This is a genomic window from Desulfobacteraceae bacterium (genome assembly GCA_022340425.1).
In the GTDB taxonomy this organism is placed as follows: domain Bacteria; phylum Desulfobacterota; class Desulfobacteria; order Desulfobacterales; family JAABRJ01; genus JAABRJ01.
Genome location: JAJDNY010000193.1, coordinates 1 through 11775 on the forward strand (window position 1 = coordinate 1; position 11775 = coordinate 11775).

The following is an 11775-nucleotide window of genomic DNA, read 5'->3' on the forward strand; positions in this document are numbered from 1 at the left end:
GCCGCGGGAATGCCGGGATGGCGGTGGGCGGGTTCGAGAGGGGGCATGCCGGACTGTATACAGCATCTTGGCCCGGGATTGCAAACCGCTCAGCCGCGGTTGGGACGCCGCCCATGGCCGTGCGTTCATATGATGTCGGGGAGATCATGCAGGCCAATTCTGAAAGGGCTTTGAACGCAAGCGGGGCCGATGCGCCGGCACCCCCCGGGGGGGGGTGGCAGCCGCGGCGGCTGGGGGTCATCAGCAACCCCAAGAGCGGCCGCAACCGCCGACGGATGGCGACCATTTACGGCTTCCTGGCCGGCCGGGGGCAGATTCCCCACCTGGATGTGCTGGATGCGGCGGATGTCAACGCTGCGCTGGCGGCCTTCGCCCGCGACGGCATCGATCTGGTGGCGCTCAACTCCGGGGACGGCACCGTGCAGGCCGCCCTGACGACCCTTTTCAACCAGCGCCCGTTTGGCGACGCGCCACCGCTTTTGGCACTGCTCAGCGGGGGCACCACCAACATGACCCACCGCGATCTGGGACTCTCCGGACCGCGGGTCGCGTCCCTCAAACGGCTGATCGCCTGGGCCGATCACGGGACCGGCCAGGCCACCCTGCTGACGCGCCCGGTCCTGAGGGTCCGGCGCCCGGCGCCCGACCTGCCGCTTTACGGGATGTTCTTCGGGGCGGCCTGCATCTACGGCGGGATCGAACTGTTTCACTCCCGGGTTCGCGGCCTGGGGCTGCGCGGGGGGCCGGCCCAGCTGGTGATTCTGGCCCGCCTGTTGGCGGCCCTGGCAGCGGGCGAAACGGCGGTTCTCAAACCCGCAGCGGCCGAAATCCGGGTGGACGGCACCCGCCTGGCCCCGCGGCGCTTCATGTTCATCACGGTCCACACCCTGGATGGTTTGATTTTCGGCCTCAGGCCCTTCTGGGGCGAGGGCCGCGGCGCCCTGCGGCTGACCGCCATCAGCGCCCCGCCGCGGCGTTTTATGCGGGTGCTGCCCAGCCTCCTGTGGGGCAGGCGGACCCGGCACACCCGCCCGGAAAACGGCTATTTCAGCTTCAATAGCGATCAAATCCGGCTGGCCCTGGACGGCGGCTTCGCCCTGGACGGCGAGCGCTTCCGCGCCGACCCCCACCAGGGGGAGCTGATCCTGGACGTCGGCGGTCAGGCGACTTTCTTGCGGGTGTGAGCATGGCGATTCCCGACGCACTCTCAAAGCTCATTCGGCAGGAAGCCTGCCGGCCGGTGCCCCCCCCCGTGCAGGCCCTGGCGGAGCGACTGCGGGCGGTCTACGGGGATGCCGCCGCGGCGATTCTCTTCTACGGGTCCTGCCTGCGCTCCGGCGACGACCGCGGGGGCATGGTGGACCTCTACTTGCTGGTGGACAGCTACCGGGCCGCCTATCCGTCGCGGTTCCTGCAGTTGCTCAACCGGCTTCTGCCGCCCAACGTCTTCTACCTGGAAGTCCCCCACGACGGCCGACGGGTGCGCGCCAAGTTCGCTGTCCTGTCCCTGGCCGACTTCGAGCGGGGGACGTCGCTGCGGTGGTATCACTCCTATATCTGGGGGCGGTTCGCCCAGCCGGTGGCCATCGTTTTCGCGCGCGACCGACACACCAGCGAACGGGTTTCCAGGGCGCTGGCCCGGGCGGTGGTCACCTTCATCCGGCGCGTCCTGCCCTGCACCCCGTCGCCGTTCACGGCCGGCGAGCTGTGGTTCAAGGGGCTTTCCCTGAGCTACCGCGCGGAGCTGCGGGCGGAACGGCCCGAGAAGCTCAAGGGCCTGGTTGCACGTTACGCCCCGCATTACGAGGCCCTCACCCGGGCGGCCCTCCCGGCCGGGGACTTGCCCGTGGCGGTGACAGAGCAGGGCGGCGGGATGCGCTACGAGGCCCGCATCCCCCGCCGCACCCGTTTCTTCTGCCGCCAAAGCTGGCGGCTGCGCTTTTTTCAGGGCAAGGTCCTGTCGGTTCTGCGTCTGCTGAAAAGCGCGTTTACCTTCGTGGGCGGGATGGACTACATCCTCTGGAAGATCGAGCGCCATTCGGGGGTGCGGGTGGAGCTTCCGCCGCGGCTGCGGCGCCGCCCGCTGGCGGCGGCCTGCGTTCTCGCCTGGCGCCTTTACCGCCAGGGGGGGTTCCGCTGACCGGAGAAAAGGCGGCCGCCTGCGGCCGCGTCATCCACACGCTTTCGGGGAAAAAACATCATGGCCCTGCCCGAGCTTGAAATCAAAACCATCGCCAGCCCCAGGGAAATCGACCGATTCGTCCGTTTTCCCTGGCAGATCTACAAAGACGACCCCTACTGGGTGCCACCGCTGATCCGCGACGTCAAGTTCAGGCTGGACCGGTCGCGGCACCCGTTCTTTGATCACGCCCGGATGGCGCTCTTCACCGCCTGCCGCGGTGAGCGCATCCTGGGGCGGATCGCCGCCGTGGTGGACCCGCGCCACAATCAGTTTCACCATGAGCGCATGGGGTTTTTCGGCATGTTCGAGTGCATCCGGGATTACGACGTGGCCCAGGCCCTCTTTGGGGCGGCCGAGTGCTGGTGCCGGGACCAGGGCATGGACCGCATCCGGGGGCCGGTCAACCTCAGCATGAACGACGAGTGCGGCTTTCTTCTGGAAGGCTTCGATGCCAGCCCGGTCATCATGATGCCCTACAACCCGCCCTACTACCTTGAATTCTGCGAGCGCTACGGGTTTGAAAAGGCGAAAGACCTGTACGCCTACCTGAAAGGTGAAGTCGGGGTGGTGGGGCGGATCGCCAAACTGGTGGAGCGGGTCAGGAAAAAGGAGCATGTCGTCGTGCGGCCCATCGACATGCGCCAGTTCGACCGGGAAGTCGCCATCATCAAAGAGATCTACAACGCCGCCTGGGAGTTGAATTGGGGTTTCGTGCCCATGACGGACAGTGAGATGAACCTGATGGCCAAAGAGTTGAAGCCCATCGCCGAGCCCGAACTGGTCCTGATCGCCGAGGTCAACGGGGAGCCGGTGGGGGTCAGCATCAGCCTCCCGGATTACAACCAGGTGCTCAAAAGGTTAAACGGGCGCCTGGGGCCCATCAACCTGCTGAAGTTCCTGTACTACAGAAGAAAAATCACCGGCCTGCGGGGGGTGCTGTTCGGTTTGAAAAAGGAGTACCGCCGAACAGGGATCAACGTCGTCATGTACTACGAGACCGAGATGAGGGGCGCGCGCCTGGGCTACCGGTGGTGCGAGATGTCCTGGAACCTGGAGGACAACCACCTGATCAACCGCTTCGACGAGGCCATCGGGGGTAAGTTGTACAAAAAATACCGGATTTACGAAAAAGCGCTCGCCTGATTAAATGGATAGTCAAAAACCAGACGGTTTCGAAAAAAGTTCAAGTTACGGCGCGCAAATCTCAGCGGCGTGAGGCGTACACTCTTAGGCCGCAGCGACTTCGAGATGCAGCGCAACGCAGAAATTGAATTTTTTGCGGAACCGTCATCGTCTGAGGCGCCCGGGGCTGGTTGCGGGGTGCCGCTGAAACCGGCGTTCGGCCGGTCGCTCACCGACTTCAGGCGGCGTGGGCCGTGTTGCCGCGCTTTTTTCTTTTACGCTTTTTTTTGGCGCCCAGGTGATCCGGGTACAGCTCGGGATTAAAGGACTTCCAGCGCTTCTGCATCCAGAACCACTGTTCCGGGTTGCGCCGGATGGCAGCGGCGATGACGTCCGTCAAGCGCTGGGTGTTGGCTGCCAGGTCGGCCTGAATGTCCCTGGTTTGCAGCAGCGCCACCGGCGGCTCGATCCGCAGGGTCAGCCGGCCGTCGGCTTCCCGGATGCAGAAACAGGGCACCACCGCGCTCTTGCAGCGCCGCGCCAGCAGGGCGGCCACGCGCGTGGCGGTTGCCGGGTGCCCCAGAAAATCCACCGGGATGCCCTCCTTCTGGCGCGGCATGTCCATCAGGAAAGCGACCACCCCGCCCGCGCGCAGGGTCTGGCGCATCTCCGGAAACGCGCCGGCCTTGTACAGCAGCCGGTTGCCGAAACGCGTTCGGAAATTGTGCAGGTAGCGGTTGAAGAAGTGCAGTTTCATGGCCTTGGCGACGCCGGTCAGCGGTGCCCCGAAGTAGAGCGCCGGCAGTTGGAACCCGTTTTCCCAGTTGCCGAGATGCCCCGAAATAATAATTACCCCGTGGCCGGCCGCCAGCGCCTGGGAAAAGTGTTCGGCGCCCTCGATGCGGCGATGGCGCCGGGTGTATTCCTCCCGCGAGAGGCAGGAAAGCTGGACCATTTCGGCCACCATGGTGCCGTAATGGTGAAACACGTTTTTCAGGAACGCTTTTTGCCGGCCACGGCTCCAATCGGGGTGGATGAAGCGGATATTGCTTCGGGCGGTCCGGCGCAGCGGGTGGGCCAGGAGATACAGGAGCCTTCCCACCCAGACCCCTATGGCCTGGATCTGTTCTGTGGAAAGGCCCGCGATGCGCCCAGTCACCCATCCCCGGCGGGGTGGGGGGGCCGGTGGGCGGGCGTCGATTTCCAGCGTGTTTGAAGCGTTTTCGAATTTCATGTCGCAGCCGTTTCGCAGAAAAGGGTCACGGTAATCGTTGTTTTTCGGGTCTCGTGATCAGCCGCTTTTGCCCAGGCGCTGCATGAGGGGGTCGAGATACCGGAAGATGAGGTTGCGGGTCGCCTTCTTGGGCAGATTCCGCATGTAGACCGATGAGAACTCAGGCTCGATGACCGGGTTGGCGGCCGGGGTCCAGTCCTCGCAGTCGTAGCCGACGAGCTGCATGTAGGGGGTATAGGCCGGTTTGAACAGTTCGGCGTCGGCGGCGGTGAACCAGTGGCGCCAGTCGCCGGCGGCTTTTTTGCGCACGACCTTGTCCTTGCCGGTGCCGCTGGGCACCTCGGCGCCGGCCGCGACCTCGAAGCCCAGGTAGGCGTTGAGGGCGTCGAACTTCCGGGCGACCATCTCCTCGTAGGTGAACATCAGCCAGTCGTCGCCGAGGTCCCGCACGAATTCGGTCATTTCCTGGTAGCGCTGGCGTTCCTCCTCGAAAACGGCCTCCTTGGTGATGGGCCATGCCTCGTGACCGGTGTAGCGGCAGATTTCGTAGAACGGAATGCTGGCGGGCGCTTTTTCCTTTCGCAGAACCATCTCCAGATGGGCTTCGAACTGCTTTTTGCGGCCGGTGGTGCCCTTGTGCCAGCGGTAGAGCATGCGGCTGACGGCGGCGTCCCGGGGGTCCCGGGCCATCCAGATCTTTCGGTCGTAGTGCTCCTTCTGCAAATGGGTCCGGTAGAGGGCGAAGTCCTTGCCCTTGCGGGCCTCGTAGGTGTGCTTGTAAACGGCATTGGGGTAGTCGCCGATATACTTGCCCGGTTTGCCGCCTGAAAAGGCCTTGCAGTGGGGGAGCCCCCCGGCCACTTTGTAGACCATGGCAGTGGTCCCCGATTTTCCGAGTCCCAGTATCAGAACCTTCATATGGTTATCCTTTCCGGTATTGCGGCCCGTCGGCCGCTCCGGCACGCCGTTAATGGTTGCGTCTTTTCCCGCTTCAGCAACCAGAGCGGCGCCCTTTGGAGCTGATGGTAAAGATCGCGTCCGTGATTTTTTGGGTGTCGATTTCCGTGTTGTCCCCGATGGTCTGCTGCAGTTTTTTCAGTTTGGCCCGGAAGGCTTCCAGGGGCAGGCCCGGGTATCGGTGACGCTGGAATTCGGGCCGGTTGTGGGACCCCGGCAGTTTCGCCTTGACGCGCCTGAGCGCTTGCAGGCCCTGGCCGATCAACCACCGCTGCTGGTGTTCGAAGGGTATCCGCCGCGCCGAGGCGGCCATTTGATGCCCGATCCCTTCGAGCACCGCCACGATCCGCTCGCAGGCCAGCGGACCGTCCTGGGCCGCCATATGCCGGGCGAAGAGCGCTCGGCGGGCATCCCCGTCGGCCGCGCCCACCTTACCCGCAAGGATCTGACCCAGCCGATCGCGCAGCTGCGCGAAGTCGAAGCACTGGTGGCTGATCAGGTTGGGCAGGCGGTAGAAGCCGTAATCGTAGGCCTCATTGACGGTTGCGCGGTAGGAAAGCGCCGGCACCCCCAGGGCGTAGGCTTCCACCCCCGTGGTGCAGCCGTTATGGATGACGGCGCGGGTGGCCATCAGCCAGGGCACCACGTTGCCCTCGTTGGTGACCCTTACCCGCCGGCAGCCCGCAGCGATCCGACGGTAGACCGCGTGGTTTTCGGTGGGATGGGGCCGCACCACGATGGTCTGGTCGGGAAAGGCCGTCTCCAAGCGGGGTATCAGCTCCTGGAAATCTTTGAAGACCGCCAGCTTGTGATCCCGCAGGCCCTCGGCGTAAGCCCGGCTCATGCCGCGGGCCGCCCGGCCGAAAGCGGGACGCCGGCCCGGCCTCGCGGCCGGCTTGAACAGGTTCATGTCCGGGCCGAAGGCGTTGACATGGTTGAAATTCGTGTTGACCAGAATGAAACTGCCGTATTCGCTGCGCAGGTGTCGGGCTTCCTCCTGGTGAAAGCGGCGCAGCTCCGGCCGCAGGAAATCGCCGCGGGGGTTGCCCGTGATATGGATCGGCGTACCCGCCGGAAGCGCCGGGTAGCGCCGCCAGAGTTCGGCGTTGTCCTCTCCCCAGGCCAGCAGGTGGGACACGTACTTGATGGCCGACGGGTGCAGCCGGCGGGAGAAATAGGTCTCCGGCGGCAGGTGGACCAGCGCCTCCTCGTCCCAGGTGATGATTTCGTGCCCCAGCCGGTGGGCGACTTGAAAAAAAAGCAGGCTGCGGACCGTCATGCTCTTGGAGAGATAAATGCTGCGGGGGAAAGCGTCGATGCGCATCTCCATCTCCCGCCGGGACCCGATCACCGAAGAAAAGCCGCGCCGGGCGGCGATGCAGGCCAGCAGCAGCTTGGGGTCCAGCTCGCGCACCTGATTTTCAACGGGTATCAGGAGCGTGGATATTTTCCGGCCGATTGCCATTTATCTCCTCTCGGGCTTGGTCGGGGCGCTCACGCCCCGATAAAAAGCGAACCCCTGGGCGCGCCCATCAGACCCGCGCGCCATTGGGGGTTTTGGCCGCCAACTCATAGTATAGCGAGGCATATCGGTCAAGGCTGGTTTCGATGCTCAGGTGATCCCGCACCCAATTGCGGGCCCGCTCTCCCAGCTCGCTGCGCAGCGCCTCGTCTTCCAGAAGGGCGGCCAGATTCGCCGCAACGGCCTGCGCCTCCCTTGGCGCCAGGATGTAATCCCGCCCCGCCTGGCCGAAATCCGCGGCCAGACCGACGAAGGGCGTCAAAAGGACCGGCAGGCCGGTTGCCATTGCTTCGAGCACCACGTTGGGCATGCCCTCGCGCTGGGAGGGGAAGACAAAGATGTCCGATGCCCGCAGGTAGGTCTCGACGTTGCGCACCAGACCCGGAAAATGGATCCGCTCCGGCGCCCCCGAGGCGCTGCACAGGTGTTGGATGCGCTCTCTGAAGTCCGCCAGCTTGGGGTAAGTGATGTCCTTGCGCAGCCCGACGATGAAAACGTGCGCCTCGGGAAAGCGCCCGGCCAGGTGCGACCAGGCTTCCAGCAATAGATCGCTGCCCTTGCGCGGGTGCACGGCCCCGACGGTGGTGATGATTTTGCGGCGGTCGTCGCTGATCCCTAAAGATTGGCGTGCCGCCCGGCGTTCAGCGGCATCCCGGGCGGGGCGGAAACGGGTGAGGTCGACCCCGTTGGAGATAAATTCCATCCGGGCCGTCACGCCGAGTGCGCGCAGCTGATCCTGCATCTGGGGGTTGTTGACGATGATGCAATCCATTTGGTCGAAGATCAGCCTCAAGGTCTGTCGGCGGATGGCCCGCTGGATGGGGTTGGCGGGCAGCTTCAGGGGCAGCGTGTAGGCGTAGACCAGCGCCGCGCCAAGCCGGCGCATCTGCGGCAGCCAGAAAATGGAGCGCGGCTGGAGGGATGAAACCAGCTGCAGGATCTGGGGGCGATAACCCGGCTGCCGGCAAAAGCGCAAGAGGGCCTGGTTGAAGGCGATTGAACGGCGCCAGCCGGCCGTGGCCGGAAGCGGAATGCGCTGAATCGGGGTCCCCTCGGGCATTTCTTCCGCCGGCGATTGGCCCTCGACGGACGGTCCCGGGATGCCTTCGTGTTGCGGCGACGCGTTCTTTTTCAATTTGGGGGTGCCCGTCAGCACCCGGGTGAGAATTCCGCGTGCCCGCAGGCCGGGGATATAGCGCAGATAGCGCAGCTGGGCGCCGCCGTGGGTCGGGAAAAAATGGGCCGAGGCCAGGAGCAGCTCTATGGTGCGATCGGAGGACATTCAGGAATTATGGGCGCGTCCGGTTGAGGGATGGATTTGGAAAAAGGACCCGTGCAGCGGTTCGACCCGCGGTTCGCTTTCGTCTCCCAGCAGCTTTTGAAAGCGGCCGATGCGGGAACGGATGTCATCCAGGGAGATTTGCGGGTAGCGATGGCGCTGAAACGCCGGTTTGTTGTGGGAGCGCGGCAGACGGGCCTTGGCACGTTTCAGCAGGGTGCGCCCGGTCAACCAAAGCCGGCCCTGGAGCTGCTGGATCAGGGGCGTTTCCGGACGCCGAGAATGGTTTTGAACCGTGGCCGCGAGCACCTCCACAATCCGTTCGCAGGCCAGTTGGCCGTCGCGCGCGGCCAGATAGCGCGCGATGGCCGCCAGGCGGTCCGCGCCGTCCGCCGCGCCGAGCTCGCCGGCGAGAATCTTGCCCAAAACCGCCTGCAGCGCCTCCAGGTCGAATGCCTGGTGGCTGACCAGATTGGGCAGACGGTAAAACCCGTTGTCGTAGGTTTCATCGACGTGTGCCCGGTACGATACGGCCGGGACGCCCATGACGTAAGCCTCCACTCCGGTGGTGCAGCCGTTGTGGACCAGGGCCCGGGTGGCCAGCAGCCAGGGGACGACGTTGCCCTCGTTGGTGACCCGCACCCGGGGGCAGCGTTCGGCGATGCGGTGATAGGCATCCGGGTTTTCGGTGGGATGCGGCCGGACCACGATCGTATGATCGGGGAAGGCCTCGGCCAGCCGGGGGATCATCTCCTGAAAGGCCGCAAATACTGCTTGCTTGAGAGTTTGAAGGCCTTCGGCGTATTCCCGGCTCATGCCGACGGCGGCGCGGCCGAAGGCCGGCGGCTCCCCCGGCGACCGGGGCGGCTGGAAGAGGTTTTGGACCGGCGAGAACCCGTTGACGTGGTTAAAGTTTGTGTTGACGAGGATAAAAGGGCCGAAAGCCTCCTTGATCCTGCGGATATCCGCTTCGTAGTAGCCGTGCATCTCCGGCCGCAGCAGGTCGCAGCGGGGATTGCCGGTCACATGGACCGGGGTTCCATGGGGGAATTGCGGGAACCTGCGCCACAGCTCGGCGCTGTCCTCGCCCCAGGCAAAAAAATGGGACACCCACTTCATGGCATCGGCCGACAGGCGCCGCGAATAGTAGGTCTCGGCCGGCAGGTGAACCAGGGCTTCTTCATCCCAGGCCACAACCGTGTGGCCAAGCTTGCGCATGATCTCGAACATCATGTCGCTTGCGTGGGTCATGCTTTTGGAAACGTAGACACCGCGCGGAAAGGCGCCCATGTTGAAATGCATCTCGCGCCTGAAGCCGAGAATGGAAGAAAACCCGCGCCGGGCCGCCACGCACGCCAGCAGCAGCTTGGGGTCGAGCTCGCGCACCTGGTTTTCCACCGGGATTATTAGGGGTGGGTTAGAGGTGTTCATTCCTCTTTGTCATTTCTCCTGAAACAAGTGGGGGGTGTCAGCATCGGCATTTTCCGGGATGATTGCTGTCAGGCGTAGCGGCAGAAGCGCTGCTGCCGACAGTCGCGGTTTCCCTTTCCTCTATAAGATTCGGTGCTATCGGGGACCCGAATTGAAAAATGGGGGCGGCATGGAAACGGGCTGGGCCATGATTTCGAAGACGTCGGGGCCGGGACGGGTCCCGGCGCGCCCAGTTATGCCGACGACGCTTCAGTTGACGGGTTTGAGTGTTATGGGATATTAAAGGAATCGTCAATATAATATGGCTGTTGACCGGGGACTGAGCCTGGGTATTTATTCCCCTGAATGTCGGCGTCCAGTTTCCAAATATTTTCCTTAAATTTATTATTCTATTATAAAATACCCAAATTAGTCAAATCAAAATCATTAATATAGTGCATCGCAACTTGCTTTTTCGGAGAACTCTGCGGTGGTCTGCCCAACGATTTCTGTAATAATTCCATGCTTTAATGACGGGCAATGTTTGGCTGAGGCGGTCGAATCGGTTAAAAGTCAGGTTGGTAATTTTTTGTTGGAAGACATTTTCATCGTCGATGATCATTCTGACGACATTCAAACCCAGGTTGTTTTGTCGAAGCTGAGGGTAGACCCGCGAATAAAAGTACTGTCCAATATGTTTTCAAAAGGACCGAGCGGGGCCCGTAATACCGGCTTGAAGGTTGCCACCGCGAGCTGGGTAATATTTTTGGATGCTGATGACTTTTTGCTTCCTGACAGTATTGAAGATCGTGTGAAAGCATTGGAGCCTTATCCGGAAATCAATTGGTGTGGCGGTGACTTTAAACAACGCTTTCCAGACGGCTCATATGGCAATGGGCCGGTTTACAGAAATGGGGAGAAAAAAACACCGGCATTCAATAATTATAGTTTTGACAACTCATTGTTGATAAGAAAACCGGTTGAGCATTTTTCAAAAAGGATGCTTACCCGATTAGGGGCCGTCATTATCAAGACGCAAGCTTTAAAAGAAGTTGGTGGATTTAATGAAGGCCTTCTCTTCTCTGAAGACAGCAACCTTTTCATAAGGTTGGCTGCCAGGAATGATTTCCTCTTTATCCCAAAAGTCCTGTATGTCCGCCGTGAGCGTTACGAGAGCTATTCCCGTCAAGAGCGCTCACCGCGTGAATGGTCGATAAAAAATTTCAAATCCCTCCTGAAAGAACCCGATTTTGCACCTTATCAAAAGCTTATTAAAAAGCGAATCAGCTACTTTTATTTGGATGACCATCGTTTTTACATGCGTCATCGCCACTATGTGAAAAGTCTCAAAGCATATTTTTGTTACAAAAACTATAACCGCCAGGCAAAGCTGGAATCTTGGAAAATGAAATGGAAAATGCGAGAAAAGAAGAGATGAAATCACTTTGCGGCTTGAAATGCACCTGATGCCTTGTGAAGTTTGCCCAACCAATGATCAAGCTCCAGAGGGTGTTGGATTATATGGTACTGATGCATAAATGTATTATCAATTGCAGGCCCTTCTCGCCGAATTGAGACGTAACGACCAAATTTGTTTTCATCGATATTCAGAAAACTTGCAAGCGTGTGAAGTACAATCTGAGGCGTTTTTTGAAGTGTGCGGTGGTCATAGATAAAAAGCTGTCGGGGGTTTATGAAAGGGATACCCGTTGCCATGGCTCTAATGTAACTGGCAGCATAAATAACGCAGCGCTGAAAATCGGAGGCGGTCTGCCATAAATAGTGCCAGTCATCTGGGACTCCGAGGGGAGGGATCGAATTGCCTTTAGTGTCAAGTTCCACCCGCCATCGTTTGTGGTATGAAAAGTTCCACTGTAACCCCTTACGATACATGGATTCTGCTATTTCAAAAACAGGCCTATATACTAAAATAAACCTGGTGTCAGGAAGGACACGAGATAGTTGGGGAAGGACAAAAGTGATTTCTGGAGATTTGAGGCATAAACTCAGATCGTTTTGAAAGCGTTGCATTGAAACGCGTCTTCGGTCTAAAAAGGAGGATTGTGCGG

At 61.1% G+C, this 11775-nt stretch carries 10 protein-coding genes; 4 read left to right on the forward strand and 6 right to left on the reverse strand.

Translation table 11 applies throughout. From position 1 onward, the window contains the following. The first annotated feature begins 113 nt into the window (after positions 1-113). From LJE63_16845 to LJE63_16855, 3 genes are read left to right on the forward strand one after another with little or no spacing between them, the layout of a single operon-like run. Complete coding sequence (locus LJE63_16845; protein ID MCG6908273.1) at positions 114-1184, forward strand: acylglycerol kinase family protein; 1071 nt, start codon at positions 114-116, stop codon at positions 1182-1184. 2 nt (positions 1185-1186) lie between these two features. Continuing rightward, positions 1187-2140: a hypothetical protein gene (locus tag LJE63_16850; GenBank protein ID MCG6908274.1), complete on the forward strand. Its 954-nt coding sequence runs from the start codon at positions 1187-1189 to the stop codon at positions 2138-2140. 60 nt (positions 2141-2200) lie between these two features. Beyond that, positions 2201-3325: an acyl-CoA N-acyltransferase gene (locus tag LJE63_16855; protein ID MCG6908275.1), complete on the forward strand. Its 1125-nt coding sequence runs from the start codon at positions 2201-2203 to the stop codon at positions 3323-3325. Positions 3326-3542: 217 nt separating this feature from the next. Here the strand turns inward: LJE63_16855 and LJE63_16860 are convergent, their stop codons facing one another. From LJE63_16860 to LJE63_16880, 5 genes are all read right to left on the reverse strand, one after another. Beyond that, entirely contained in the window at positions 3543-4538 is a 996-nt protein-coding gene (locus LJE63_16860; GenBank protein MCG6908276.1) for a lysophospholipid acyltransferase family protein, read from the reverse strand. A gap of 57 nt (positions 4539-4595) precedes the next feature. Then, positions 4596-5456 carry a sulfotransferase domain-containing protein gene (locus LJE63_16865; protein MCG6908277.1) on the reverse strand — a complete coding sequence of 287 codons (861 nt, stop codon included), beginning with the start codon at positions 5454-5456 and terminating at the stop codon, positions 4596-4598. A gap of 73 nt (positions 5457-5529) precedes the next feature. Next, entirely contained in the window at positions 5530-6960 is a 1431-nt protein-coding gene (locus tag LJE63_16870) for a hypothetical protein (protein MCG6908278.1), read from the reverse strand. 67 nt (positions 6961-7027) lie between these two features. After that, a complete protein-coding gene (locus tag LJE63_16875) occupies positions 7028-8299 on the reverse strand; it encodes a glycosyltransferase family 4 protein (GenBank protein ID MCG6908279.1) in 1272 nt (423 codons plus the stop codon). Further along, entirely contained in the window at positions 8300-9727 is a 1428-nt protein-coding gene (locus tag LJE63_16880) for a hypothetical protein (protein ID MCG6908280.1), read from the reverse strand. A gap of 469 nt (positions 9728-10196) precedes the next feature. Here LJE63_16880 and LJE63_16885 point away from each other — a divergent pair, with 469 nt between their 5' ends. Continuing rightward, positions 10197-11144, forward strand: coding sequence for a glycosyltransferase (locus LJE63_16885; GenBank protein ID MCG6908281.1), 948 nt, complete (start codon positions 10197-10199; stop codon positions 11142-11144). 2 nt (positions 11145-11146) lie between these two features. Here LJE63_16885 and LJE63_16890 read toward each other — a convergent pair. Continuing rightward, a partial coding sequence (locus LJE63_16890) for a hypothetical protein (protein MCG6908282.1) occupies positions 11147-11775 on the reverse strand: 629 nt, incomplete at its 5' end.

What these genes read in the sequence shown, in the direction of transcription:
- LJE63_16845 (MCG6908273.1), top strand. Translation starts at nt 114, where the DNA reads ATGGCCGTGCGTTCATATGATGTCGGGGAGATCATGCAGGCCAATTCT.
- LJE63_16850 (MCG6908274.1), top strand. Translation starts at nt 1,187, where the DNA reads ATGGCGATTCCCGACGCACTCTCAAAGCTCATTCGGCAGGAAGCCTGC.
- LJE63_16855 (MCG6908275.1), top strand. Translation starts at nt 2,201, where the DNA reads ATGGCCCTGCCCGAGCTTGAAATCAAAACCATCGCCAGCCCCAGGGAA.
- LJE63_16860 (MCG6908276.1), bottom strand. Translation starts at nt 4,538, where the DNA reads ATGAAATTCGAAAACGCTTCAAACACGCTGGAAATCGACGCCCGCCCA.
- LJE63_16865 (MCG6908277.1), bottom strand. Translation starts at nt 5,456, where the DNA reads ATGAAGGTTCTGATACTGGGACTCGGAAAATCGGGGACCACTGCCATG.
- LJE63_16870 (MCG6908278.1), bottom strand. Translation starts at nt 6,960, where the DNA reads ATGGCAATCGGCCGGAAAATATCCACGCTCCTGATACCCGTTGAAAAT.
- LJE63_16875 (MCG6908279.1), bottom strand. Translation starts at nt 8,299, where the DNA reads ATGTCCTCCGATCGCACCATAGAGCTGCTCCTGGCCTCGGCCCATTTT.
- LJE63_16880 (MCG6908280.1), bottom strand. Translation starts at nt 9,727, where the DNA reads ATGAACACCTCTAACCCACCCCTAATAATCCCGGTGGAAAACCAGGTG.